General features: G+C 63.6%; 24 protein-coding genes. 21 read left to right on the top strand and 3 right to left on the bottom strand.

The genetic code is table 11. The annotated features are described in order from the left end of the window. Positions 1 to 18 precede the first annotated feature (18 nt). Complete coding sequence (locus DBIPINDM_RS08205) at positions 19 to 510, bottom strand: Lrp/AsnC family transcriptional regulator (RefSeq protein ID WP_258585269.1); 492 nt, start codon at positions 508 to 510, stop codon at positions 19 to 21. An 83-nt stretch (positions 511 to 593) separates the two neighbouring features. Between DBIPINDM_RS08205 and DBIPINDM_RS08200 the strand changes: the two genes are divergently transcribed. The 10 genes from DBIPINDM_RS08200 to doeB all read left to right on the top strand — a co-directional run bounded on the left by DBIPINDM_RS08200 (position 594) and on the right by doeB (position 10,600). Beyond that, complete coding sequence (locus DBIPINDM_RS08200) at positions 594 to 1,979, top strand: PLP-dependent aminotransferase family protein (protein WP_258585268.1); 1,386 nt, start codon at positions 594 to 596, stop codon at positions 1,977 to 1,979. 210 nt (positions 1,980 to 2,189) lie between these two features. After that, on the top strand, positions 2,190 to 2,918 hold the full coding sequence (gene ehuA, locus DBIPINDM_RS08195) for an ectoine/hydroxyectoine ABC transporter ATP-binding protein EhuA (protein WP_318036947.1): 729 nt from the start codon (positions 2,190 to 2,192) through the stop codon (positions 2,916 to 2,918). Between the two features lie 88 nt (positions 2,919 to 3,006). After that, positions 3,007 to 3,858 (top strand): ectoine/hydroxyectoine ABC transporter substrate-binding protein EhuB, encoded by an 852-nt coding sequence (gene ehuB / locus DBIPINDM_RS08190; RefSeq protein ID WP_258585267.1) that lies wholly within the window; start codon positions 3,007 to 3,009, stop codon positions 3,856 to 3,858. A 221-nt stretch (positions 3,859 to 4,079) separates the two neighbouring features. Further along, the gene (ehuC, locus tag DBIPINDM_RS08185) at positions 4,080 to 4,739 is read left to right on the top strand and encodes an ectoine/hydroxyectoine ABC transporter permease subunit EhuC (protein WP_258585266.1); all 660 of its coding nucleotides are present in this window, start codon (positions 4,080 to 4,082) and stop codon (positions 4,737 to 4,739) included. Positions 4,740 to 4,755: 16 nt separating this feature from the next. Continuing rightward, positions 4,756 to 5,415 carry an ectoine/hydroxyectoine ABC transporter permease subunit EhuD gene (gene ehuD, locus DBIPINDM_RS08180; RefSeq protein ID WP_258585265.1) on the top strand — a complete coding sequence of 220 codons (660 nt, stop codon included), beginning with the start codon at positions 4,756 to 4,758 and terminating at the stop codon, positions 5,413 to 5,415. 3 nt (positions 5,416 to 5,418) lie between these two features. Beyond that, positions 5,419 to 6,219, top strand: a complete 801-nt coding sequence (eutA, locus tag DBIPINDM_RS08175; RefSeq protein ID WP_258585264.1) for an ectoine utilization protein EutA — start codon at positions 5,419 to 5,421, stop codon at positions 6,217 to 6,219. A gap of 187 nt (positions 6,220 to 6,406) precedes the next feature. Then, on the top strand, positions 6,407 to 7,393 hold the full coding sequence (eutB, locus tag DBIPINDM_RS08170) for a hydroxyectoine utilization dehydratase EutB (protein ID WP_258585263.1): 987 nt from the start codon (positions 6,407 to 6,409) through the stop codon (positions 7,391 to 7,393). Next, a complete protein-coding gene (locus DBIPINDM_RS08165; RefSeq protein ID WP_258585262.1) occupies positions 7,390 to 8,382 on the top strand; it encodes a cyclodeaminase in 993 nt (330 codons plus the stop codon). Before eutB ends, DBIPINDM_RS08165 begins: the two co-directional genes overlap by 4 nt. Positions 8,383 to 8,411: 29 nt before the next feature. Beyond that, positions 8,412 to 9,590, top strand: a complete 1,179-nt coding sequence (gene doeA, locus DBIPINDM_RS08160) for an ectoine hydrolase DoeA (RefSeq protein ID WP_258585261.1) — start codon at positions 8,412 to 8,414, stop codon at positions 9,588 to 9,590. Positions 9,591 to 9,595: 5 nt separating this feature from the next. Then, positions 9,596 to 10,600 (top strand): N(2)-acetyl-L-2,4-diaminobutanoate deacetylase DoeB, encoded by a 1,005-nt coding sequence (doeB, locus tag DBIPINDM_RS08155; protein WP_258585260.1) that lies wholly within the window; start codon positions 9,596 to 9,598, stop codon positions 10,598 to 10,600. A gap of 11 nt (positions 10,601 to 10,611) precedes the next feature. Here the strand turns inward: doeB and DBIPINDM_RS08150 are convergent, their stop codons facing one another. Then, a complete protein-coding gene (locus tag DBIPINDM_RS08150; RefSeq protein ID WP_258585259.1) occupies positions 10,612 to 11,586 on the bottom strand; it encodes a GlxA family transcriptional regulator in 975 nt (324 codons plus the stop codon). A 130-nt stretch (positions 11,587 to 11,716) separates the two neighbouring features. Between DBIPINDM_RS08150 and DBIPINDM_RS08145 the strand changes: the two genes are divergently transcribed. From DBIPINDM_RS08145 to DBIPINDM_RS08115, 7 genes are all read left to right on the top strand, one after another. After that, a complete protein-coding gene (locus DBIPINDM_RS08145) occupies positions 11,717 to 12,355 on the top strand; it encodes an HD domain-containing protein (protein WP_258585258.1) in 639 nt (212 codons plus the stop codon). Positions 12,356 to 12,463: 108 nt separating this feature from the next. Further along, on the top strand, positions 12,464 to 13,144 hold the full coding sequence (locus DBIPINDM_RS08140) for a GntR family transcriptional regulator (RefSeq protein WP_258585257.1): 681 nt from the start codon (positions 12,464 to 12,466) through the stop codon (positions 13,142 to 13,144). 165 nt (positions 13,145 to 13,309) lie between these two features. Then, a complete protein-coding gene (locus tag DBIPINDM_RS08135) occupies positions 13,310 to 13,705 on the top strand; it encodes a hypothetical protein (protein WP_258585256.1) in 396 nt (131 codons plus the stop codon). A 251-nt stretch (positions 13,706 to 13,956) separates the two neighbouring features. Then, positions 13,957 to 15,384, top strand: coding sequence for a DUF6880 family protein (locus DBIPINDM_RS08130; protein WP_258585255.1), 1,428 nt, complete (start codon positions 13,957 to 13,959; stop codon positions 15,382 to 15,384). A 2-nt stretch (positions 15,385 to 15,386) separates the two neighbouring features. Next, the gene (locus DBIPINDM_RS08125) at positions 15,387 to 15,968 is read left to right on the top strand and encodes a hypothetical protein (protein ID WP_318036928.1); all 582 of its coding nucleotides are present in this window, start codon (positions 15,387 to 15,389) and stop codon (positions 15,966 to 15,968) included. A 97-nt stretch (positions 15,969 to 16,065) separates the two neighbouring features. Then, on the top strand, positions 16,066 to 16,860 hold the full coding sequence (locus DBIPINDM_RS08120) for a DeoR/GlpR family DNA-binding transcription regulator (RefSeq protein WP_258585253.1): 795 nt from the start codon (positions 16,066 to 16,068) through the stop codon (positions 16,858 to 16,860). Positions 16,861 to 16,936: 76 nt separating this feature from the next. Next, a complete protein-coding gene (locus DBIPINDM_RS08115) occupies positions 16,937 to 19,414 on the top strand; it encodes a GcvT family protein (RefSeq protein ID WP_258585252.1) in 2,478 nt (825 codons plus the stop codon). Here DBIPINDM_RS08115 and DBIPINDM_RS08110 read toward each other — a convergent pair. Continuing rightward, positions 19,411 to 20,280, bottom strand: coding sequence for a LysR substrate-binding domain-containing protein (locus DBIPINDM_RS08110; protein ID WP_258585251.1), 870 nt, complete (start codon positions 20,278 to 20,280; stop codon positions 19,411 to 19,413). The two genes, DBIPINDM_RS08115 and DBIPINDM_RS08110, sit on opposite strands and share 4 nt — an antisense overlap. 269 nt (positions 20,281 to 20,549) lie before the next feature. On the opposite strand from DBIPINDM_RS08110, the gene DBIPINDM_RS08105 reads away from it, so the two are divergent. The 4 genes from DBIPINDM_RS08105 to DBIPINDM_RS08090 all read left to right on the top strand — a co-directional run bounded on the left by DBIPINDM_RS08105 (position 20,550) and on the right by DBIPINDM_RS08090 (position 26,184). Beyond that, a complete protein-coding gene (locus DBIPINDM_RS08105; protein ID WP_258585250.1) occupies positions 20,550 to 21,749 on the top strand; it encodes a 2-aminoethylphosphonate--pyruvate transaminase in 1,200 nt (399 codons plus the stop codon). A 24-nt stretch (positions 21,750 to 21,773) separates the two neighbouring features. Further along, on the top strand, positions 21,774 to 23,030 hold the full coding sequence (phnA, locus tag DBIPINDM_RS08100) for a phosphonoacetate hydrolase (RefSeq protein WP_258585249.1): 1,257 nt from the start codon (positions 21,774 to 21,776) through the stop codon (positions 23,028 to 23,030). 265 nt (positions 23,031 to 23,295) lie between these two features. Then, the gene (phnY, locus tag DBIPINDM_RS08095) at positions 23,296 to 24,753 is read left to right on the top strand and encodes a phosphonoacetaldehyde dehydrogenase (RefSeq protein WP_258585248.1); all 1,458 of its coding nucleotides are present in this window, start codon (positions 23,296 to 23,298) and stop codon (positions 24,751 to 24,753) included. A gap of 72 nt (positions 24,754 to 24,825) precedes the next feature. Beyond that, positions 24,826 to 26,184 carry an aspartate aminotransferase family protein gene (locus DBIPINDM_RS08090; RefSeq protein ID WP_258585247.1) on the top strand — a complete coding sequence of 453 codons (1,359 nt, stop codon included), beginning with the start codon at positions 24,826 to 24,828 and terminating at the stop codon, positions 26,182 to 26,184. The last annotated feature ends 2 nt before the right edge of the window (positions 26,185 to 26,186 follow it).

The raw sequence follows: 26,186 nt of genomic DNA, 5'->3' as shown, positions 1-26,186 counted from the left end.
CAGACGATCTCTCCGGCGCTACGGCGATACCGGCAACAGGTCGGCTATGGGCAGCGCGATATCGTCCTTCACCGTCTTGATGACGATGTAGGTGAAGTAGCGGTCGATGCCGATCTCGCGCTCGAGCAAGCCGTCGACCAGCCGCTGGTAGGCGTCGATGTCGCGCGCCATCACCTTCAGCACATAGTCGACGCCGCCACCCACCGACCAGCAGGCAACGATCTCGGGGATGTCTCGGATGACGCGCTCGAAGCGGTCGAAATCGGCCTGGCGGTGGCTGGCCAGCGTCACCTCCATAAGCACGGTAGCGACCGGCGCCACGACACGCATGGCGATCCTGGCGTGATAACCCGAGACGATGCCGGCCTTCTCCAGCTTGCGCAGCCGCATCCAGCATGGGGTCGGCGACAGCCCGACCTGCTCGGCCAGCGCCAGCTTGGTGATGCGCCCGTCGCGCTGGATGGCGTCGAGGATTTTGAGGTCGATCGGGTCGAGTTTAGCAGCAGTCATCGTTGCCCACTTTTTCGTCCACAGTACCATGATGGCGCATTATTTCGATTGTCAATTGCACTGATTTCGATCTCTAATAAGTCATGACATTGTGGCAACCCGACCCCGCGCTCATTCGGCGGCCAGCCTATCAATCGCTGGCCGACCAGTTCGCGCGCGCCATCCATGACGGGCGTTTGGCCAATGGCGCGCGGCTGCCGACGCATCGCCGGCTGGCGGACGATCTCAAACTCTCGGTGCAGACCGTCAGCCGTGCCTATGAGGAATTGATTCGCCGCGGCTTGATTTCCGGCGAGATCGGCCGTGGCAGCTTTGTCCAGACGCAACGCCGCGAGCCGGAGCCACCCTATCTGCCGGAGCGCCTCGGCGAGGTCATCGACCTGTCCATCCTGAAGCCGGTCTGCGAGCCGATGCATCTGGAGCGGCTGAAGCAGGCGCTGGGCTGGCTGGCCGAAAACCTGCCGTCGAGCTCGGCGCTGTCGTTCCGGCCCAACATGGTGTTCCCGCGCCATCGAGCGGTCGCCGTCGAATGGCTGAAACTGTGCGGGCTGGATGTCTCCGCGCAGAATATCAGCCTGACCAACGGCGCCACCGCCGGCATGACGGTGGCGCTGATGAGCGTGGCGCCGCCCGGCTCCACTGTCGCCACCGAGGCGATCGGCCACCACACGCTGGTACCGCTGGCGCGCTATCTCGGCTTCAACCTCGAAGGTCTGCCGATCGACGACAACGGCCTGATCCCGGAGGCGCTGGACGAGGCCTGCCGGCTGTCCGACATCCGCGCGGTGTTCGTACAGCCTTCGGTGATCAACCCCACGGCAACCCTGATGGATGCACGGCGGCGCGAAGAGATCGCCGCGGTTGCGCGCAAGCACGACATCGCCATCATCGAGAACGATGTGCTGGGGCCGTTGGTCGAAGACCGGCCGCCGCCGGTGGCCGCCTTCGCGCCGGAGCGCACGCTCTACGTCACTTCCTTCACCAAGATCACCGTGCCCGGCCTGCGCATCGGCTATCTCGCCGCGCCCGACCGCTATGTCGCCGCCGTCGCCAACCGGCACCTGGTCTCGAACTGGATGGCAACGCCGCTGGTGGCCGAGATCGCGACCAAATGGGTGACCGACGGCACCGCGATGGAACTCGTGCGTTGGCAGCGCGCCGCACTTCGACGGCGGCAGGACATCGCCGCCGAGGTGCTTGCCGGGATCGACTATCGCGCCCGGCGCGACGGGCTGCACGTCTGGCTGCAATTGCCCGACGACCGTACCGAGGAGGGCTTTGTCGCCCAGGCCCGGCTGCAGGGCGTGGCGATCGCGCCCGGCACATCCTTCCGCATTTCCGACGCGCCCTGGCATCCGGCGGTGCGCATCTCGCTGGGCTCGACCACCGAAGGGGAACTGCGCGCCGGCCTCGGCGTTGTCACCAAGCTCTTGCTTGGCGATCCGGAACATCTGCTGTTGGCCATCTAGCGAGTGCGCCGCTCTTCGGGCACCGATTGCTCAACAATTGTGCGGAATGGGAAATATTGTCATGATATTATTTTCCCAATTGACATGATTTGGCGCGTTCCGCATCGTTAAGGGCACAGGCTTCTCCAGCACGGGGAAATTCATTTGTCCGCAACCACCGCGCCCATCATCAAGATCGACGGCATCTCGAAGAGCTTTGGCAGCTTCAAGGTGCTGGACGGCCTGTCGATGCAGGTCATGCCGCGCGAGAAGCTGGCGCTGATCGGCCCGTCCGGCTCGGGCAAGACGACGATCCTGCGCATCCTGATGACGCTGGAGCGCATCGATGGCGGCCACATCCAGATCGAGGGCGAGCAGCTCTACCACATGGAGCGCAACGGTCAGCTGCTGCCGGCCGACGAGCGGCATCTGGCCCGGATGCGCCAGAAGATCGGCATGGTCTTCCAGCTGTTCAACCTGTTTCCGCACAAGAGCGTCATCGACAATGTGACGCTGGCGCCGATGCTGACCAAGGGCACGCCACGCGCCGCCGCCGAAAAACGGGCGATGGAACTGCTCGACATGGTCGGCATGGCCGACAAGGCCAAGGCCATGCCGGCGCAGCTGTCCGGCGGCCAGAAACAGCGCGTGGCGATCGCCCGCGCGCTCGCTTTGCAGCCGAAGATCATGCTGTTCGACGAAGTGACGTCGGCGCTAGATCCGGAACTGGTCGAGGAGGTGCTCAACGTTCTGTGGCGGCTCTGCGCCGAGACCGACATGACCATGCTGCTGGTCACGCACGAGATGGGGTTTGCCCACGACTTCGCCGACCGGGTGCTGTTCTTCGATCGCGGCAAGATCGTTGAGGAAGGCAAGCCCGACGAGATTTTCCGCCATCCCAAGCAGGAGCGCACGCAAGGCTTCCTGAAGAAGATCATCGCGGCCGGACATCGCGTCTGACCGTCATGCCCGAGGCGACAACGCCGTCCTCAAGGGGCGGGAAAGCTGCCTCGAACAAACCAAGACAAGAAACAAGGAGTTGGGAACAATGAAGAAACTTGGCATTCTGGCCGGCGTCGCCGGCCTTGCACTGACGGCGGTGCTGGCCGCCTCGACCGCGGGGTCGGCCGACGACAGCAAGCTCGAGCAGTTGAAGGCACAGGGCTTCGCCCGTGTCGCCATCGCCAACGAGCCGCCCTACACGGCCGTCGCCGCCGACGGCAAGGTTTCTGGCGCGGCGCCCGACGTGGCGCGCGAGATCTTCAAACGCCTCGGTGTCTCCGACATCGTCGCTTCCATCTCGGAATATGGCGCCATGATCCCCGGCCTGAAGGCCGGCCGTTTCGATGTCGTCACCGCCGGCCTGTTCATGAAGCCGGAGCGTTGCGCGGCTGTCGCCTATTCCGAACCGGTGCTGTGCGACGCCGAGGCGATGCTGGTGAAGAAAGGCAATCCGAAAGGTTTCAAGAGCTACGAGGATGTCGCCAAGGACACGACCGCCACGATCGGCGCGCCCGGCGGTGGCACCGAGGAGAAGCTGGCCCTCAACGCCGGCGTGCCGCGCGAACGTATCATCGTCGTGCCGGATGGGCAAAGCGGCCTGAAGATGGTGCAGGACGGCCGCATCGACGCCTATTCGCTGCCGGTTCTGTCGATCAACGATCTGATGAAAAAGGCCAATGATCCGAGCCTCGAAGTCATCGCGCCGGTGCAGGGCGCCCCGGTCTATTGCGACGGCGCCGCCTTCAAGAAGGGCGACGAGGCGATGCGTGACGCCTACGACGTCGAATTGGCCAAGATGAAGAAATCAGGCGAGTTCGCCAAGATCATCGAGCCCTACGGCTTCTCGGCAGCCGCCGCGATGTCGACGACGCGCGACAAGCTCTGCTCGGCGAAGTGATTTTTCCTTCTCCCCGTTTACGGGGAGAAGGTGTCACGAAGTGACGGATGAGGGGCGGCGCCAAGTTTGGACAGGCTAGCGCTGCCCCTCATCTGCCTGCCGCCTTTCGTCGCTCGAAAAGCCAAGCAATTGGCTTTTCGCCCGCTACGCGGACCGCTCCTCAACTCCCCGTGAACGGGGAGAAGGACCCAAGAACCGCCAACGTTGGAACCTCTAATCGAATGACCCAGTGGTCCGGCTATCTCGGCCTGATAGTGCAGGGAGCGCTTGTCACCATCGAGCTGACGCTGATGGGGTCGGTGCTTGCCCTGATCATGGCCTTCTTTGCCGGCATGGGGCGGCTGTCGCGCTTCTTTCTGCTGCGGGCGCTCGCCACCGCCTATATCGAATTCTTTCGCGGCACATCGATCTTCGTGCAGCTGTTCTTCGCCTATTTCGTGCTGCCGCTGGTGGGCCTCGAATTGACCCCGCTGCAGGCCGGCGTGCTGGCGCTCGGCTTGAACGTCGGCGCCTATGCCGCCGAAGTGGTGCGCGGCGCGGTGCAATCGATCGGCCGCGAACAGCACGAGGCCTGCATCGCCCTTAATCTCGGCCGTTGGCAAGGTCTGCGCCACGTCATCCTGCCGCAGGCATTTCTGGTGATGCTGCCGACCTTCGGCAACAACGCCATCGAGCTGCTGAAGGCCACGTCGGTGGTCTCGCTGATCTCGCTCGCCGACCTCACGTTCCAGGCGCAGGTGGTGCGCGCCCAGACCGGCAACACTATGGTGCCGTTCACCACCATCCTCATCATCTATTTCATCCTGGCGCTGCTCATCTCATGGGGCGTGCGCTCGCTGGAGCGCCGGCTGGCGCGCGGCCTTGATGGGGTGCGCGTCTGATGGAGTGGGCTCGCTGATGGAATGGGATTGGGATTTTGTCTGGCAGATCATGCCGACGCTGATCCAGGGGGTGAAGATCACCATCCTGGCGACGCTGCTCGGCTCGGTGCTGGCGGCGATCGTCGGGCTTGGCATCGCGCTGGCGCGCCGCTCGACCAACAAGGCCTTGTCGCGCACCGTCGGCTGGGCGGCCGAATTCATCCGCGGCACGCCGCTTCTGGTGCAGCTCTATTTCATCTTCTACGTGCTGCCCGATATCGGCATTCTTTTACCGCCGCTCGTCGCCGGCGTTATCGGGCTTGGGCTGCACTACGGCACCTACACGGCGGAGGTCTACCGCGCCGGCATCGACAATGTGCCGCGCGGCCAATGGGAGGCCGCCAAGGCCTGCAATCTCAGCGCCACGCAGACCTGGACCCACATCATCATTCCGCAAGCCATCCCGCCGATGATCCCGGCTCTGGCCAATTATTTCATCGCCATGTTCAAGGAGACGCCGCTGTTGTCGGCGATCACCGTGCTGGAGCTGATGAACCAGGCGAAAAGCGTTGCCAACACCTACTACCGCTATATCGAGCCGATCACGCTGGTCGGCGCCTTCTTCCTCGCTATCAGTCTTTGTTCGGTCGTGCTGCTGCGCTGGCTGGAACGCCGCTACGGCAAGATCGAGAGGTAATCCGTGAAACCATTGCCTGAGATCAAGGTCCACCCGAAACGGCCAGCGTTGGATGCGCGCCCTCTGGAAAAGCGCGTCGGCCTGATCATCCTCGCCACCGATCACACCAGCGAACCGGATTTCCGCCGCATGGTGGCGAGCGAACGCATCGGCGTCTATGTCGCGCGCATTCCCTACGCCAATCCGACGACGCCGGAAAATCTGCGCAAGATGCAGCCGGCGCTGACGGCGGGCGCGGCCTTGATCCTGCCCGACGAGAATCTCGATGCCATCTGCTATTCCTGCACCTCGGCCTCGGTGGTCATCGGCGATGCCGAGATCGAGGCGGCGATCCAGGCCGCCAAACCCGGCATTCCCGTCGTCACGCCGCCGATGGCCGGCGTCCGCGGATTGAAGGCGCTCGGGGCGAAGAAGATCAGTATCCTCACCCCCTACACGGTCGAAACCTCCAGGCCGATGGCTGAGTATTTCGCCGAGCGAGGTTTCGACATCCTCAGCTTCACCTGTCTCGGCTTCGAGGATGACCGCGAGATGGCGCGCATTCCGCCGCCAGTGCTTGTCGATCTCGCACGTGAGGCCACCGACGCGAGCGCCGAAGCCCTGTTCGTGTCCTGCACGGCGCTGCGCGGCGCGCTTGTGGTTACAGGGATGGAACAGGCGATCGGCCGGCCGGTGGTCACCAGCAATCAGGCGACCGCCTGGAATTGTTTGCGGCTTTGCGGCGACGAGACAGACCATCCCGAATTCGGCCGTCTGATGACGCTGGCATTGCCGGAAGTTGCTTTGCAAAGGGGCTTGGTCTGATGCGTCGGCGCTGCCCCTCATCCGCCTGCCGGCACCTTCTCCCCGTAAACGGGGAGAAGAGGGCTGTCCGCAATCTCGGCGCTCATCCTGCAACGTTGGCGATTGGCGAAATCGCCGATGAAAGCGTCCCTCTCCCCGTTCACGGGGAGAGGATGCCGGCAGGCGGATGAGGGGCAGCGCCGACGTCATGCCAATTCACTCTATCAGTCTCAACGACATCCGGTCTGCGCGCGAGCGTATCGCCAACAAGATCGAGCAGACGCCAACTGTCCTGTCCCAAAGCCTTTCGGAACGCTTCGGCGTCCCTGTCCACCTCAAACTCGAACACCGACAGACCACCGGCAGCTTCAAGCTCCGCGGTGCATCGAATGCCATCGCTTCGCTGAGCGCTGAGGAGAAAGCTCGGGGCGTCGTCGCGGCCTCGACCGGCAATCACGGTCGGGCGCTGGCGCATGCGGCGAAGCTCGAAGGCATGCGCGCGGTGATCTACATGTCGCGGCTGGTGCCCGAGAACAAGCTCGACGAGATCCGCCGGCTTGGAGCCGAAATCCGCATTGTCGGCAACAGCCAGGACGACGCGCAGCAGGAGGTCGAGCGGCTGGTGGCGGAGGAAGGGTTGGTGATGCTGCCGCCTTTCGACCACCCCGCCATCATTGCGGGCCAAGGCACAGTCGGGCTGGAGATGATCGAGCAGGTCCCGGACGCTGCTGTCGTCCTGGTGCAGCTCTCCGGTGGCGGGCTGGCGTCCGGTGTTGCTGCCGCCGTCAAGGGCGTCAGCCCCGGCACAAAAGTCATCGGCGTTTCGATGGCGCGTGGCGCGGCGATGAAGGCCAGTCTTGATGCCGGCAAGCCGGTGCTCGTGGAAGAACTGCCGACGCTGGCGGATTCACTCGGCGGCGGCATCGGCCTCGACAACAGGCTGACCTTTTCCATGTGCCGCGACCTGCTCGACGACGTCGTGCTGCTCAGCGAGGACGAGATCGCTGCCGGCATTCGACACGCTTATGCGCAGGAGCGCGAGATCGTCGAGGGCGCCGGCGCGGTTGGCATCGCCGCACTGCTCGCCGGCAAGGTCAAGGCGAACGGACCAGTGGTTGTGCTGCTCTCCGGCCGCAACATCGACATGAACGCGCACCGCAAGATCGTCTGCGGCGAGGCGGAGCGTGCCGCATGAGCCGGATGACGATCCTCACCGAAGCTGAGCTGCGCAAGATCGTGACGCTCGATCTCGACGCCGTCGCTTGCGTCGAAAACGCTTTTCGCGCGCTGGCAACACTGCCGGTGGTGATGCCGCCGATCCTGCGGCTCGATCTTCACGAGCACCGCGGCGAGGTCGACGTGAAGTCCGCTTACGTGCCCGGTATCGACGGCTTCGCCGTCAAGATCAGCTCCGGCTTCTTCGACAATCCAAAACTCGGCCTGCCGAGCGGTGGCGGCATGATGGTGCTGCTGTCTGCCAAGACTGGTGTGGTCGAGGCGCTGCTGCTCGACAATGGCTACCTGACCGATGTCCGCACCGCTGCGGCTGGCGCGGTGGCGGCGAAGCACTTGTCGCGCGAAGACTCCGCCGTAGCGGCGATCTTCGGCGCCGGTTTGCAGGCAGGTCTGCAATTGGAAGCACTGCGCCTTGTCAGGCCGATCGAGGAAGCACGCATCTGGGCACGCGACGCCGCGAAGGCGGAAGCCACCGCTGCCCGCTTGCGCGAAAGACTGGGCATTGTCGTGCGCGCCGAGCCCGACGCGGCAAAGGCGGTTGCCGGCGCCGATATCATTGTCACCACCACGCCGTCGACCGAGCCGTTGATCAAGGCCGGGTTCGTTTCCGCCGGCCAACACATCACCGCGATGGGTTCGGACGCCGAGCACAAGAACGAGATCGCGCCTGCCATCCTGCGTATGGCCGATCTCTATGTCGCCGACAGTGCCCGCCAGACACGACGGCTGGGTGAACTGCATCATGCTATCGCGGCGGGCGTGATGGCCGGGGATGCAGAGGTGACTGAGCTCGGCCAGATCATCGCCGGCGCAAAACACGGCCGGCGCTCGGCCAGCGACATCACCATTGCCGACCTGACCGGCACCGGCGTGCAGGACACCGCGATCGCCACGCTCGCCCGCGACCGGGCGCGGGCGGCCAATGCCGGAACCATTTTTGAAAGCTGATGCTGGCCGCAAAACGAGGACCAAGAACAATGCAACCAAACCTGAAATTCTCGCGCGGCGAATTTGCCGATCGCCTTGCCAAGACCCGGCAAGCCATGGAGGTGAAGGGCGTCGATCTGCTTGTTATCAGCGACCCCTCCAACATGGCCTGGCTGACCGGCTATGATGGCTGGTCCTTCTATGTGCATCAGGCCGTCATCGTGCCACCCTCGGGTGAGCCGGTCTGGTACGGCCGTGGCCAGGACGCCAACGGCGCCAAGCGCACCGCCTATCTCGCGCATGACAACATCGTCGGCTATGCCGACCATTACGTGCAGTCGACCGAGCGCCACCCGATGGATTTCTTGTCCAGCGTGTTGGCCGATCGCGGCTGGGGCAAGCTCACCATCGGCGTCGAGATGGACAATTACTGGTTCTCGGCCGCCGCCTTCGCCTCGCTGCAGAAGCATCTGCCCAATGCCCGCTTCGTCGATGCCACCGCGCTGGTCAACTGGCAACGCGCGGTGAAAAGCCCGACCGAGATCGACTATATGCGCAAGGCCGCCCGCATCGTCGAGGCCATGCACCAGCGCATCGTCGACAAGATCGAGGTCGGCATGCGCAAATGCGATCTCGTCGCCGAGATCTATGATGCCGGCACGCGCGGCGTCGACGGTATTGGCGGCGACTACCCGGCGATCGTGCCGCTGCTGCCGTCAGGCGTCGATGCCTCGGCGCCACATCTGACCTGGGACGACCAGCCGATGAAGTCGGGCGAGGGTACCTTTTTCGAGATTGCCGGCTGCTATAACAGGTACCATTGCCCGCTCTCGCGCACCGTCTTCCTCGGCAAACCAACGCAGGAATTTCTCGATGCCGAGAAGGCGACGCTGGAAGGCATGGAGGCGGGGCTTGCGGCGGCGAAACCCGGCAACGCCTGCGAGGACATCGCCAATGCCTTCTTCGCCGTTCTGAAGAAATACGGCATCGTCAAGGACAACCGCACCGGCTACTCGATCGGTCTTTCCTATCCGCCGGACTGGGGCGAGCGCACCATGAGCCTGCGCCCCGGCGATCGCACCGAGCTCAAGCCCGGCATGACCTTCCATTTCATGACCGGCCTGTGGCTGGAGACGATGGGGCTGGAGATTACCGAGTCCATCCTGATCACCGAAACCGGTGTAGAGTGCCTCGCCAATGTGCCGCGCAAACTGGTGGTGAAGAATTGAGCCCGATGTCCAGCCTCCGCCCGTCGCCAATCGCGCCGACTGTCGATTTCGATCGTGACGGCGTCCAGCATGGCTTCCTGCGTCTGCCCTATAGCCGCGACGACTCGGCCTGGGGCTCGGTGATGATCCCGATCTGCGTCATCCGCAACGGCAAGGGGCCGACGGCGCTGCTCTCCGGCGGCAACCATGGCGACGAATATGAGGGGCCGCTGGCGCTCTACGATCTCGCCCGCACGCTAGACCCCAAGCACGTCAGCGGCAGCGTGATCATCGTGCCGGCGATGAACTATCCGGCTTTCAGAGCGGGCACGCGGACATCGCCGATCGACAAGGGCAACATGAACCGCAGCTTTCCCGGTCGGCCGGACGGCACGGTGACGGAAAAGATCGCCGACTATTTCCAGCGCGAATTGCTGCCCCGCGCCGACATCGTCTTCGACTTCCATTCCGGCGGCAGGACGCTGGACTTCGTGCCGTTCTGCGCCGCGCACACTTTGCCCGACAAGGTGCTGGAGCAGAAAGCTTTCGATGCGGTCGCGGCATTCTCGGCACCCTTCTCGATGCGCATGATCGAGATCGACTCAGTCGGCATGTACGACACGGCGGCCGAGGAAATGGGCAAGGTCTTCGTCAGCACCGAGCTTGGCGGTGGCGGCACCTCGCGCGCGCAAACCGTGCGCATCGCCCGGCGCGGCATTCTCAATGTGCTGCGCCACGCCGGAATTGTTGCTGGTGCGGTCGAGAAGACTCGAACTCAATGGCTCGATATGCCCTCGGGCGATTGCTTCTCCTTCGCCGAGGACGACGGGATGATCGAAACCATGGTCGATCTCGGTGAGCCTGTCAAAGAGGGCTCGGTACTGGCGCGCATCCATTCCACCGGCCGCACTGGCATCACCCCGCAGGAGATACGGGCAAAGATGTCGGGCATGCTGGCGGCGCGCCATTTTCCTGGCCTGGTCAAGGCCGGCGACTGCGCCGCTGTGGTCGCCGTCGAAGTCGAGGGTTAGGCGGATCGCTGTCAAGGCACGGCCCGCGGCTCATCGACCTGGACGCGCCGGTAGGCGGCAGGTGTCACCCCGATCTTGCGCTGGAAGGCGCGACGAAACGTGTCGACGTCTGAAAAGCCGCATTGGTCGGCGACGAGCTTTGGCGCCGCACCGGTTTCCAGCAGGCGCTGCGCCGCCTCGACCCGGATCGCCTCGACCCAGGCCGACGGCGTAGTGCCAACCTCCTGGCGAAACAGCCGGGCGAAGTGGCGCGGGCTCATGCCGGCGCGGCCGGCAAGCTGGTCGACGCCATGTTCTTCGGCCGGGTTGGCGATCACCCAGCGTTGCACCTGCTGCAGCGCCGAGCGCCCGGCCGGGCTGCCGGCGCCCTTGCGGCTGTACTGAAGCTGGCCGCCGCCGCGGCGGAAATACATGACGAGCTGCGCCGCGACGCGCCGCGCGATCTCGGCGCCGAGATCCTCCTCGACCAGCGCCAGCGCCAGGTCGAGCCCAGCGGTCACCCCCGCAGCCGTCCTGATCTTGCCGTCGCGAACATGAATGGCGTCGACATCGAGCATCACCTCGGGAAAGCGCTCGGCGAGCCGGTCGGCGACGGCCCAATGGGTGGTGGCGTGGCGGCCGTCGAGCAAGCCGGCTTCCGCCAACAGGAAGGCGCCGGTGCATACCGATCCATAGCGCCGGGCAGTGATGCTGACGGCGCGCAGCCAGTCGAGCACAGGCGCACTGTGTGCCTTCAGCCCCAAATGCGGTGCTCCGGCCACCAGCATCGTGTCGAAGCGCGGCATATCAGCCTGTCCAATGACGAAATCAGGCAGCAGCCGGGCCCCCGAGGAGCAGGTTACCGCGCCATCCACCGCTGCGACGACCGATAGGGCATAGGCTTGCCGGCCGGCCTGCAGATTGGCTTCGGCGAAGACATCGAGCGGCCCCGAGACATCGAGCAGCTGCGCGCCTTCCAAGGCGAGGATACCGATCCGCAAAGCCATCAGTCTGCTCCCATCAATCGCGCCCAAGTCCGCTATGCCGGTGTTTTGGCAGAAATCGTCGTAACAAAACGATTTCTGCCATAGCCGATGGCGCCTAGATTGTCACTTCAGATCATCAGGAGACGACATCATGCCCACCATCCCGAGCGCCGCCGCCATTCCCGACAGCAGACTGGCGCGCGCCATCACCGCCTTCATCCGCGACACCGAGACCGAACTGCTCTTCAACCATTCGAGCCGCGTCTATCATTTTGGCGCGCTGGCCGGCCTGCATCGCGGGCTCAACTTCGATCGAGAGCTGCTCTATGCCGGCGCGATGTTCCACGACATCGGGCTGATGCCGAGCCACTCAAGCCAGCATGAACGTTTCGAGGTCGATGGCGCGCACGCCGCGCGCGATTTCCTGCGCAGCCATGGCATTGCCGAAGAGGATGCCTACACGGTCTGGACAGCGATTGCGCTGCACACCACGCCGGGCGTGCCGGTTCACATGCATCCGGTGGTGGCGCTGGTGACGGCCGGCGTCGAGATGGACGTGCTTGGGCTAACCCACGCGCAGTATTCCGACGAGGAGCGCGAAACGGTGGTGCAAGCCTTCCCGCGGACGCCTGCCTTCAAGGAAGACATCATCCAGGCCTTCTACGACGGCATCAAGCACAAGCCCGACACCACCTTCGGCAACGTCAAGGCCGATGTCATCGCCGACAAGGAGCCGCATTTCCACCGCGGCAACTTCTGCTCGGTGATCCGCAACTCCGTCTGGCGGTAGGAGCAACAGGGTTTCCAACACCCTTGTTAGGGCCGTACACGAGGATACTCATATCCAGTCCGGTGGTTTTCCATTACGCTGGTCTTCGCGTGACTTGGGGAGCATCGATTGAGCGGATTTGCGGAAAGCCTGATCGAGAGACCGCAGACGGTGGCGGAGCAGGTCGCCAACGTCCTGCGCGAGGCCATAGCCAGCGGCACCCTGAAGGCCGGCACCGCGCTGCGCCAGGACGAACTGGCCGAGCAGTTCGGCTTCAGCCGCATGCCTATTCGTGATGCCCTTCGCCAGTTGGAGGCCGAGGGCATCGTGTCCATCCACCCGACCAAGGGCGCGCATGTCGCCCGGATGGACGGCGCCGAAATCAGCGAAATCTACGCGGTGCGCGAATTGCTCGAATGCGAAGCGCTTCGGCTGTCTGTTCCCGCCTTGTCCGGCGGCAAGCTCGATGAGGCCGAACAGGTGCTCGACCAGATCGACGCGGAGCGCAATGTCGGCCGCTGGGGTGCGCTGAACCGCACCTTTCATCTCTCGCTTTACGATGCCTGTGGCAACCAGCGTCTGCTAGGCCTGATCGAGGCGCATCATAACGCCGCCGACCGCTATGTCCGCATCCTCTTGTCGAACCTCGACTATCGCAACCGCTCGCAGGCTGAGCATCGCGACCTGCTGGACGCCTGCCGCCAGCGCGACGGCAAGAAGGCCGTGAGCGTTCTGCGGCAGCATCTTCGCGAAGGCAGCAAGACGCTCGTCAATGCGATAGAGAGCGGCGGCTTGGCGCGAAAATCCTGAGCCAAACTCAAAAGCAAAGTTCGAGCCCCTTGGAGATCTACGATGCTGTGTTCGCCAAGTGATGCATGTTGCATCCAAGACCATTGCCTCGGGGGATCGGTCGATTATCATGGTCTGCGGCAAGTCCGGAGTGCCCTTGGCGGTAGGTAGCGCGGAAAGATCGCGATGGCGAAGCGGACAACGCAACGGATGTGGGTCAAAGAGCTTTCGTCTGACGAGAAGCTTGCCATCGCCGCTGCCTGCGAGCGTTTCATTGCCGGTGTTCTGAAGCCCCGGTTCATCCTCGGCCAGCCGAATCGGCTCGACCATCCGCTAGACATCTTCGGCAAATGGCGAGGAAGCAAATACGGTTTCTCCGCGCGCTACCGTTCGGATGACGGTGAAGAATTCGACGCCCCCTTCGCCCGGCTCGACCATGTGGAGGAGCATCGCGCCGAGACCCAGTTCGATCTCATGTGGCACAGGCACACCGGAGCATGGTGGCGGCTGTATGCGAACGTTACGTTGGAGGAGGCCCTGCGTCTTATCGCGGCTGACTCGAGGCTCCAGCCGCCACTATGAACCGCAAGAACAGTCGCCCCCGCTTCGATGTCGACGCCTTGCGCGACCTTGTCGGCAACAAGGTCTTCTTGCGCGGCGAGGCCTATTGGCGTGACGGGTCGGTACAACTGCTGACCGTCGGACCGAAACGCGTGCTGGCGCGAGTAGCCGGCACGGAGGACTACCGCGTTGAATTGATGGGGCGAGGCGAATCGATTGACGGTGCGTGTTCTTGCCGCGCCTTCGGCGATTGGGGCTATTGCAAGCATTGGGTGGCGACGGCGCTGGCCGCGAATGCGGCAGGCAGCGACACGGAAGCAGAAAGACTCGACGTCTTCGCCGGTATTCGCCGATATCTGAATGACAAGGACATTCCAGCGCTCGTCGATATGATCATGGATTGTGCCGAGCGCGACCCTGTCCTGTTTCGGGGGCTGGAGACGGCCACGCTTGCTACATATGGCGACGAGGCGACCCTCGTGGCGCGTCTCGGCAAGATGATCGACGCAGCGACCGCCACGAATGGCTTCGTGGACTACAGCGAGGCGGCTGACTGGGCGCGAGGTGTCGACGAAGCACTCGATCTGATCACAGCACTCTCGAGCAAGCATGCTGGCATCGTGATGGGGTTGGCGATGCGGGCCATCGATCGGATCGAGAGCGCTATCGACGATATGGACGATTCCGACGGCCATTGCGGCGCGCTTCTCGATCGCGCATGCGAGATGCACCGAACTGCCGCCCAGGCGTCGCCTCGCGACCCCTTGTCTCTCGCTCGCGACCTTTTCGCCCGCGAGACGAACGGAAAATACGACGTCTTCGCTGGTGCGGCCGGGCTCTATGGCGATATCCTTGGCGAGGACGGGTTGGCCGAATATCGTCGCCTCGCCAACGAGGCCTGGGATAAACTTCCGGCGACAGTCGGCAAGAACCGGGCTGGCATGGGGCCACCGATGGACCATTTCAGGCTACGGGAAATCCTCGATTTCTTTGCCGAACGCGATGGCGACGTGGAGGCGCGCATCGCGCTTCGTGCCAAGCATTTGGCCTCGCAGGGAAGCTATCTGCAAATCGCAAAATTCTGCCTCTCGCAGGGTCGGGTGGAAGAGGCTTTGCGTTGGGTAGAGGACGGCTTGTGGATGTTCGAGGACGATCGGCCGGACGAGCAACTCATTGCCCTGGCAGTCGAGCTGCTCTCCAAGGCCGGCCGGGATGGCGACGCCGAGGCACATTTGTGGCATGCCTTCGAGAAGGCGCCGAGCTTCGAACTGTACCAGCTTCTGTGCAAGGCGGCTGGCACATCGGCACACGACAAAGCGATCGAGCGCCTCCAATCCAGGCTGATGCGCGGAAAGGCCGCCACCTGGCATTTTCCGGCCGATCTGCTCATCAGCATCCTGATTGAGGAGAAGCAGTTTGAAACGGCTTGGTTGACTGTGCACGAATATGGAGCGTCGGAGGGGCTGAAGCAGCAGCTTGCACAGGCCAGCGAAGCGACGCATCCGCGCGAGGCACTGAAGGTCTACGCGGCACGCGTCGACCAGATGGCCCAGCTTGGTGGTGATGGCAGCTATGCGGAGGCGGCGGCACTGATCGGCCGCATGGCTTACCTGCGCGGCGCGTCGGAACATTCAGCCTACCTGGCGGATGTGAAAACCCGATTCGGCCGCAAACGCAATTTCACGAAACTGTTGGCCTGAAGATGCGGCGCGCGGCGATCGAGCAACAAGACCGATATATGCTGGAACGCCAGCGGCAGTTTCGCTCGGCCGCGGATGTCGTCACCGATGCCTGGACGCGCTTCCAGGAGGTGGTTGCGGTGGCCGTCATCGGCTCTGTCGCGAAACCGCTTTGGAAGGAGGTGCCGCGCTTCAGCGAATTCCGGCGGGCGCGGATCGAGGTCTGGCACGAATGCAGCGATCTTGACCTGGCACTCTGGCTCGATTCGCAGGAACGGCTTGGCGAACTGCGTCGCGCCGCCGCGCTTGCCCTGCGCCAGGCGTTTGAGAAAGGAACCGGGATCAGCGTCGCCGATCATCAGCTGGACGTCTTTCTGATCGAACCGGGCAGCGATGCCTATGTCGGCCGGCTCTGCAAGTTCAGTCAATGTCCGAAGCAGAAAATCGACTGCCTGGTTCCAGGTTGCGGCGCGGTCGCCTTCAACAGACGCATCGCCGAATTCACGCCGCATGCCGATCTGCTCGCCCCGGCCGAAGGCGCCATGCTCTACAAGCGTGGCATCGGCCGGTTGCGCTCTGCCCTCGATCTGCCGCAGACCAGTTGAAGTCCTTCACAGGTCGTCAGGAAGCTTGGCGAAAGTTTGCGTCTGCTCGAATTAACTGCCACATATTGCAACATCAATGCTCGACACGAGGATCGCCATGTCTCCCGTCAGCCGCCTGCCGGCGCGCGCCCTTGCCCCGCGCCGCCACGATGAAATTTTCAGGCGGCTGAGCGCACAGGGTTCCGTCAGTGTCGCCGAGCTGGCCGAGTTCTTCGATATTTCGCGCGAAACCATCCGTCGTGACCTGAAGTTGCTTTCGGACCAGGGCAGGCTCGGCATCGTACATGGCGGGGCCGCTCGCTTCGAACCGAGCGAACCGGCGATGAGCCTGCGCAGCCAGGAAAATGCCGGTGGCAAGGCGGCGATTGGCAAAGCGGCCGCCGGCCTGGTCAGGGATGGGATGGTGGTCTTCCTCGATTCCGGCACCACCACCTTGGCCGTCGCGCAGGCCATGGCCGGACTGCGCGATCTCACCATCTGCACCGCCAGCCTGAAGATTGCGCTGCATCTTTGCCATATCCCTGGCATGCGCGTGCATATGCTGGGCGGCGAAATCGATCCGGGTGAGGAGGCGGCTTCCGGCGTCGACACGCTCGATGCCATGGCCCGCTTTCGCGTCGACATCGCCTTTCTCGGCGGCGGTGCCCTGTCGCCGGACGGCGAGGTGACCGACTTCACCCGCGCCGGGGCCGAGCAGCGCGGCCGCATGATCGCGCTCGCCGGCAAGGCCTATTTCGTGATCGACAGCAGCAAGTTCGGCAAGCTGACACCGCTCCGGATTCCGAATTTCGACCGCGCTGCCGGCGTGATCGTCGATGCCAACCCCGAACCAACCCTTGTCGAGGCGCTTTTGCAAAAAGGGCCTGAGCTCATCGTTGCGACTTTGATGTGATGTTTTGTGACTTTTTGAGTTGATATTTGGTTTTGCTGTGTTAGTGTTCGCTATCCCTTCAAATGGCGGAACGCTCATGGCAAACCAATTCCCCACTCAAGCGCGCGTCGTTATCGTTGGCGGCGGCATCATTGGCTGTTCGGTTGCCTATCACCTGACCAAGCTCGGCTGGACCGATGTCGTTTTGCTTGAGCAAGGCCAACTCAGCGGCGGCACCACCTGGCATGCCGCCGGCCTTGTCGGGCAGCTGCGCAGCCATTCCAACATGACCAGCCTGATCCGATATTCGACGCAGCTCTACAGTGAGTTGGAGGCCGAGACGGGGCTCGCCACCGGCTGGAAGAATTGCGGCTCGCTGTCGGTGGCGCGCACCGCTGACCGCATGACCGTGCTGAAGCGCACGGCCGCGTCGGCGCGCGCTCAAGGGGTCGAGATCGACGTGATTTCGGCGAAGGAAGCCGGCGACCTATGGCCGGTGATGGCGACGGACGATCTGGTTGGGGCTGTCTGGTTGCCCGGAGACGGCAAGGCCAACCCCACGGATCTGACGCAATCGCTGGCCAAGGGTGCGCGCAACCGCGGCGCGAAGATATTCGAGCGGGTCAAGGTCACCGGGATCTGCATCAAGAATGGCGTCGCCTGCGGTGTCGAGACGGATCGTGGAAACATCGCCGCCGAGATTGTCGTCAATTGCGCTGGCCAATGGGCGCGCAAGGTTGGCCTGATGTGCGGCGTCTCGGTGCCGCTGCATTCGGCCGAGCATATGTACATCGTCACCGGCAGGATCGAAGGCGTGCATCCGGATTTGCCCGTCATGCGCGACCCCGACGGCTTCATCTACTTCAAGGAAGAGGTCGGCGGCCTGGTGATGGGTGGCTTCGAACCGCATGCCAAGCCATGGGGCATGAACGGCATTCCCGAAAATTTCGAGTTCGCACTGCTGCCGGACGACTGGGACCAGTTCGAGATCCTGATGGAAAACGCGTTGGTCCGCGTGCCGCAATTGGCGCAGGCTGAGGTCAAGAAATTCTACAACGGCCCTGAGAGCTTCACACCGGACAACAATTTCATCCTCGGCGAGGCGCCGGAGCTGAAGAATTTCTACGTCGGCGCCGGCTTCAACTCGATGGGCATCGCCAGTGCCGGCGGCGCGGGCAGGGCGCTGGCCGAATGGATCGTCAACAGCGCGCCGACCATGGATCTGTGGCCGGTAGACATCAGGCGCTTCGCCTCGTTCAACAACAATCCGCGCTGGCTGCATGACCGCGTGAAAGAGACGCTCGGCCTGCACTACGCCATGCCGTGGCCGAACCGCGAACTGGATACGGCACGGCCCTTCCGCCGTTCACCGCTCTATGACCGGCTGGCTGCCAAGGGCGCCTGCTTCGGTTCCAAGATGGGCTGGGAGCGTGCTAACTGGTTCGCGGCACCGGGCGAGAAGGCCGAGAACGACTACGCCTTCGGCTGCCAGAACTGGCACGAGGCCGTCAGGCGCGAGATGAAGGCGACGCGTGAAGCGATCGCCATCTTCGACCAGACCTCCTTCGCCAAGCTCCTCGTCCAGGGCCGCGATGCCTGTGCCGTGCTCAACCGGATCTGCGCCGGCAATGTCGATGTATCGGTCGGCACGTCCGTCTACACAGGCGTGCTCAATACGCGCGGCGGCTACGAGAGCGATCTCACCGTGATGCGGCTTGCCGCAGAAAAATTCCTCATCGTCACCGGTTCCGCGCAAGCGGTCCACGACGCCGACTGGATCGTCAAGAACATCCCGTCCGATGCCCATGCGGTCCTGACCGACGTCACCTCGTCCTATGCGGTGTTGGCCCTGATGGGGCCGCGCTCGCGCGATCTGCTCGGCAAACTGTCGTCGGCGGATTTCTCCAATACCGGCTTTCCCTTCTCCACCATTCGTGAGATCGATATCGGCTACGCCACCGCCTACGCCAACCGCATGACCTATGTCGGCGAACTCGGCTGGGAACTGATCGTGCCGACCGAATTCGCCGTTGGCGTCTACGAGGCGCTGCATGAGGCCGGCCGCGAATTCGAACTGCTAGACGCCGGCTACTACGCGCTCGATGCCTTGCGCATCGAAAAGGGTTTTCGCGCTTGGGGCCGCGAACTGACACCCGACATCAGCCCCTGGCAAGCCGGGCTTGGTTTTGCCGTTGCCATGGACAAACCGGGCGGCTTCATCGGCCGTGATGCGCTGCTCGAGGCAAAGACTTCGGCGGCGCCGGCCAGGCGCGTCGTGCTGTTCACCCTCGACGATGCCGAGCCAATGCTGTGGGGTGGCGAGTTGATCCTGCGCGACGGCAAACCGGTTGGCGAAGTCCGTTCCGCTGCCTATGGCCACACGCTTGGCCGCTCGGTGGCGCTCGGACTGATCGAGCATGAAGCCGGCGTCGATGGCGCTTTCCTTACCGGTGGCCGTTTCGAGATCGACCTTGCCGGCGTGCGCCATGCCGCGACAGCGCACCTGCGCAGTCCCTACGATCCGAAGTCGGAGCGGGTGAAGGCGGATGTGCCGGAGATCAGGATCGCCGCCTAATCGGCCGACATCGACCTTGCCATGTCGAGAAAGGCGCGCACCAGCTTGCCGCCGCTGCGTTCGCGCAGGCAGATCAGCGCTTCGTCCATCAGGGTCTCGGGGGCGTCGATGGTGATCGGCACCAGCCGCGAATCCTGGCCGAACTCGGCTGCCGAGACGAAGCCGATTCCGGCGCCCGAGGCGACGATCTCGCGGACCGCCTCACGGCCTTCGGCCTCGATCACCGGTCTGAGTTCGATCTTCGACGCCGCCGCGAGGTCTTCGAGCTTCTGGCGCGTCTTCGATCCGCGCTCACGCATGACAAGCGATTCCTGCGCGAGCTGCTTGAGCGTCAGCGATTTCTTGCCTGACAGCGGATGATCGATGGAGGCAAAGGCGATGATCGGCGTCGAGTTCAGTTTCAGCACTTCGAAGTCGCGCCCGGTCGGCACCTCGCCCAGCACGCCGATATCGGCATCGTAGCTGTAGAGGCTGCTGATCACTGTCTCGGTGTTGCCGGCGCGCACCGACACCTGCACGCCGGGGTAGCGAGCCCGGAAGCTGCCGAGGATGTGCAGCAGATGGTGCGCGGCATCGGCGACGATGCGCAGCGTGCCGGAACGCAGTGCGCGCGACTCCGTCAAAAGCTCAAGCGCCTGCTGCTCGGTATCGAACATGCGGTGGGTTATTTCGAGCAGCTTCTGGCCTGAATGGGTCAGTGTGACCTGCTTCTTGTTGCGGTTGAACAGCAGCACATCATACTCTTCTTCGAGCTTGCGCACCTGGTCCGATATCGCCGGCTGGGTCAGGAACAGTGCTTCCGCCGCCCGCGAAAAACCGCCTGAGATGGCCACCTGATGAAAGGCCCGCAGCTGAACGTAGCGCATTCTTTTTCACCTTCGAGACGCCGAAATCGTGAGGCAGCCTATCATAAGGCCAGATTTCCAAAAGGCAGAAACGAACGATTTAGCTTATGCTTAAAAGCGAACTTATTCGGCTTCACGACCGTGTCATGACCGGGATGCAATTTGTATTGCGTGGCTCACTCTACCATCGCCTAAATCGATACTTCGATACAAAATAACGATTTTACAAATATGTCATTCGGGCCGAGACTAAGGCCATATCAAAAAGCAGCGATCTGTCGGAGGACACCATGCTCGCCGAGACGAAATTTGCCGCGGAGCCGCTGGCCAGTCCGGCGCTGGGCGAGCCCTATCTGCTGACGCCGGGACCACTGACCACGGCCTATTCGGTCAAGCAGGCCATGTTGCGCGACTGGGGATCCTGGGATGGCGACTTCCGCGGCATGACCGCCGATATGCGCCGCCGCTTGCTGGCGCTGACCGGTGATACACGCGGCGAATTCGACTGCGTGCCGATGCAAGGCAGCGGCTCCTTTTGCGTCGAGGCGATGCTGGGTTCGTTCGTGCCCAGGGATGGCAAGGTGCTGGTCCTGGCCAACGGCGCCTACGGCCTGCGCGCCGCACAGACCATGCAGTATCTCGGCCGCGCCTATACGCTGATCGACAAGGGCGATTACCTGCCGCCACGCGGCGACGAGGTGGCGGCTGCTCTCGAGGCCGACCCCGCCATCACCCATGTCATCGCCATCCATTGCGAGACCAGCTCCGGCATTCTCAATCCGCTTGCCGAGATCGCCGAGGCCGCCCATGCCAAGGGCCGCAAGCTGCTCGTCGATTCCATGAGCGCCTTCGGCGCCGTCGCGCTTGATGTCAACGAGATCCGCTATGAGGCGATGGTCTCGTCCGCCAACAAATGCATCGAAGGTGTGCCGGGCTTCGGCTTCATCATCGCCCGCAAGAGCGAGTTGGAGGCCGCCAAGGGCCGCAGCCATTCGCTGTCGCTCGATGTCCATGCGCAATGGGCGCACATGAACAAGACCGGTCAGTGGCGCTACACGCCGCCGACACATGTCGTTGCTGCCTTCCTTGAAGCGTTGCGCCAGCATGAGGCCGAAGGCGGTGTCGCCGGCCGCGGCGCCCGCTACACCAGGAACCGCGACGTGATGGTGGCTGGCATGCGCGACCTCGGCTTCGAGACCTTGCTTGGGGATCGCTGGCTGTCGCCGATCATCGTCACCTTCTTCAACCCGGCCCACGCCAACTTCGCCTTCGACCGCTTCTACGAGCTGATGAAGGACAAGGGCTTCATCATCTATCCCGGCAAGCTGACCGCCGTGGACTCCTTCCGTGTCGGCTGCATCGGCCAGATGGATGAACATGTCATGCGCCGCGTCGTCGAGGCGGCGGCTTTCTCGCTTCATGAAATGGGCGTCGACACCGCCGCTCCACCCGCAGCCGCACTCGCCGAGCGTGCCAAACTCGCCGCCTGAAGCGGCCGATCTCGAGGATATCAGATGAACCAGATGTCTCCCATCAATGTCGCCGTCAACGGCCGCACCTACGCCTGGCCGCGCGTGCCGGCGATCGCCATCTGCCTTGACGGCTGCGAGCCGGCCTATCTCGATGAGGCGATCAAGGCTGGGCTGATGCCGGCTTTGGTCAGGATCAAGCAGAAGGGCACGGTGCGTTTTGCGCACTCGGTCATTCCGAGCTTCACCAACCCCAACAATCTGTCGATCGCCACCGGGCGTCCGCCTTCCGTGCACGGCATCTGCGGCAACTATCTCTACGAGCGCGAGACCGGCAAGGAAGTGATGATGAACGACCCGCGCTTCCTGCGCGCGCCGACGATTTTTCAGGCCTTCTACGATGCCGGCGCAAAAGTGGCCGTGGTGACCGCCAAGGACAAATTGCGTGCGTTGCTCGGCAAGGGGCTGGCGTTCGACGAAGGCCGCGCGCTGTGCTTCTCGGCGGAGAAGTCCGACACCACCACCAAGGCTGAACACGGCATCGACAATGCCTCGAAGCACTTTGGGCTGCCGGTGCCGGAGGTCTATTCGGCCGAACTGTCGGAATTCGTCTTTGCCGCAGGTGTCCAGCTGCTCAGGGAATTCCGCCCCGACATCATGTACCTGACGACGACGGACTATGTGCAGCACAAATACGCACCGGGCGTGCCCCAGGCCAACGCCTTCTATGAAATGTTCGACAAGTACCTGACCGAACTCGATGCGCTGGGCGCGGCCATCGTCGTCACCGCCGACCATGGCATGAAGCCCAAGCACAAGGCTGATGGCTCGCCCGACGTCGTCTATGTCCAGGACTTGCTCGACGAATGGCTCGGCAAGGACGCGGCCCGTGTCATCTTGCCGATCACCGATCCCTATGTCGTGCATCATGGTGCGCTTGGCTCGTTTGCCACCGCCTATCTGCCTGATGGCGCCGACCAAGCCGGCATCATGGCGCGGCTGGCCAAGACCGACGGCATCATGTTGGTCGTCGACAGCCCGACCGCTTGCGAGCGCTTCGAACTGCCCGCCGATAGAATCGGCGACATCGTGCTGATCTCGACCGAGAACAAGACGATCGGCACCAGCGAGCATCGGCACGATCTGGCGGCGCTCAACGAGCCGCTGCGCTCGCATGGCGGCCTGACCGAGCAGGAAGTGCCGTTCATCGTCAACCGCGTGCTGCCTGACCTGCCGAACGAGCCGACGCTACGCAATTTCGACGCCTTCTTCTACGCGACGATGGCGGCCGCGCAGGCGTGACGGGTGAATGGGCGCCGGGAGGGTGTGTCGCCATCCATGATTGCGCTGGTCGACCCCCACTCCGGCCCTTCGGGCCACCTCTCCCCCGATCGACGGGGGAGAGGAAGGGCGCTGATCTCGCCAGCCTCGGCTCCCTTCCTCTCCCTCCGGAGGGGGGAGAGGTGGCGCCGCGAAGCGGCGACGGAGTGGGGGAAGCCATTGCCGAGACGCGATGGCCTAGCCGACAAAAGATCAATGTTGCTCACTGAGCATCCAGGAACATCACATGACCCAACTCGACCCCTCCATCAAAGTTCGCCACGAGCCGATGCGTATCGCCGGCAAGAAGGTCGATGCCGACGGTGTCGTCGAGGTGCGCTACCCCTGGAACGACACTGTTATCGGCACCGTGCCGGCCGGTCGCGCCGAGCATGCCCGTCAGGCTTTCGAGATCGCCGCCGGCTACAAATCGAAACTGACCCGCTACGAGCGCCAGCAGATCCTGTTCCGTACCGCTGAAGCATTGGCGTCGCGCCGCGAAGAAATATCCGATCTCATCACGCTGGAGCTCGGCATCTCCAAGACCGACTCGCTCTATGAAGTCGGCCGCGCCTATGACGTGTTCACGCTGTCGGCGCAGATGTGCATCCAGGATGACGGACAGATCTTCTCCTGCGATCTCACCCCGCACGGCAAGGCACGCAAGATCTTCACCACCCGCGAGCCGCTGAAGGCGATCTCGGCGATCACCCCGTTCAACCATCCGCTCAACATGGTCTCGCACAAGGTGGCGCCGGCGATCGCCACCAACAATTGCGTGGTGGTCAAGCCGACCGAGCTGACGCCGATGACGGCGCTGCTTTTGGCCGACATTCTCTACGAAGCCGGCCTGCCGCCGGAAATGCTGTCGGTGGTGACCGGCTGGCCGGCCGACATCGGCAACGAGATGATCACCAACGAAAACATCGATCTCATCACCTTCACCGGCGGCGTGCCGGTCGGTAAGATGATCGCCCGCACCGCCGGCTACAAGCGCCAGGTGCTGGAACTCGGCGGCAACGATCCGCTGATCATCCTCAACGATTTGTCGGACGAGGATCTGGCAAAGGCGGCGGACCTGGCGGTGGCCGGAGCGACGAAAAACTCCGGCCAACGCTGCACCGCGGTCAAGCGTATCCTTGTCCAGGAAAGCGTCGCCGATCGCTTTGTGCCGCTGGTGCTGGAGCGGGCGAAGAAGATCCGCTTCGGCGATCCGATGGACCGCTCGACCGACCTCGGTACCGTCGTGCACGAGAAGGCGGCCGCCCTGTTCGAAGCGCGCGTCCATATGGCGGCCGAGCAAGGTGCCGAAATCCTCTACAATCCGGGCCGACAGGGCGCGCTGCTGCCGCCGATCGTCGTCGATCGCGTGCCGCACACCTCCGAACTGGTGATGGAAGAAACCTTCGGGCCGATCATCCCGATCGTACGCGCGCCGGATGATGACGAGGCGCTGATCGCACTGTCCAACTCCACCGCTTTCGGCCTGTCGTCTGGCGTCTGCACCAACTCGTTTCCCCGCATGCAGAAATACATCGCCGGCCTGCAGGTGGGCACGGTCAACATCTGGGAAGTGCCGGGCTACCGCATCGAGATGTCGCCCTTCGGCGGCATCAAGGATTCCGGCAATGGCTACAAGGAAGGCGTCATCGAGGCGATGAAGAGCTACACCAATGTGAAGACATTTTCGCTGCCCTGGTCGTGACCGGACAGCCTTGATTGGCAGAACAACCGAGGGAGCGTTCCGCGCTCCCTCATTCGCGTTTCGGAGACGATGATGGCCGCGATATCTGAGCTTGTGCATACCGAGGGCGATTCCAACACCACGGCGGCACGTGGCCGCTGGGATGCCGGCCAAGACGATCCCCGCATTCGCGGCCTGCTTGATCGCGACGCCGCCGCGTTCATGCATCAGAGCCTGTCCAGCCCCTGCCTTTCGACAATTGCCAAGGCTGAAGGCATCTGGATCGAGGACACCGCTGGCCGCCGCTTCATGGATTTCCACGGCAACAGCGTGCATCACCTCGGCTATGGCCATCCGCGACTGGTCGCCGCGATCAAGAAGCAGCTCGACGACCTCTGCTTCGCGCCGCGCCGCTTCACCTGCGAGCCGGCCGTTGAACTGGCCGAGAAACTGGCGGCACTCGCACCCGGCGATCTCGGCAAGGTGCTGTTCACCACCGGCGGCTCGGACGCCATCGAGGTCGCCCTGAAGATCGCTCGCGCCGCGACCGGCCGCTTCAAGACGGTGTCGTTCTGGGATGCTTTTCACGGCGCCGGCTTCGGTGCGGCAAGCGTCGGCGGTGAAGCGACCTTCCGTTCGCATATCGCAGGCCCGATGATGACCGGCACCGAGCATGTCGCGCCCTGGGATGGCTATCGCTGTCCCTATGGCCACGATTCGCTGGAAGCATCCGGGCTCGCCTGCGCCAACATGATCGCCTATGTGCTCGGCCGCGAGCAGGATGTGGCGGCGGTCGTCGCCGAGCCGATGCGGGCAACGCCCAACCCGCCGCCGCCCGGCTTCTGGAAACGGGTGCGCGAAGCCTGCGACCGGCATGGCACGCTGCTGATCTTCGACGAGATCCCGACCGGCCTCGGCAAGACCGGCAAATTCTTCGCGCACGAGCATGATGGCGTGACACCAGACATCGTCGTTCTCGGCAAGTCGTTGGGCGGCGGCATCCTGCCGATCGCCGCCATCATCGCCCGCCGCGACCTCGACGTCACCGGCGGCTTTGCCATCGGTCACTACACCCATGAGAAGAACCCGGTGACGACGCGCGCCGCCCTGACCACGATCGACATCATTCAGGACGAAGGGCTGGTCGAGCGCGCGGCCGAACTCGGCCGGCACATGCTCGGACGCATGCAGGACCTGATGGCACGCTCGCCCCATGTCGGCGACGTCAGGGGCAGGGGGCTCATGGTTGGCGTCGAACTGGTCGAGGACCGCGCTACACGTCAGCCCGCGCGCGACCTCGCCGAGCGGGTCTTCTATGCCTGCCTGGAGCAGGGCCTGAGCTTCAAGGTCAGCCACGGTAACGTCCTGACGCTGTCGCCGCCGCTGGTCATTTCGAAGAGTGATCTCGACCGCGCGCTCGACATTGTCGAGGCCGCCGTGCTGGCGGCCTGACC

This window comes from Mesorhizobium sp. AR02, from assembly GCF_024746835.1.
Lineage (GTDB): Bacteria > Pseudomonadota > Alphaproteobacteria > Rhizobiales > Rhizobiaceae > Mesorhizobium.
The sequence above is the reverse complement of the archived record's forward strand: the minus strand, read 5'-3'. Positions and strand labels throughout refer to the sequence as shown.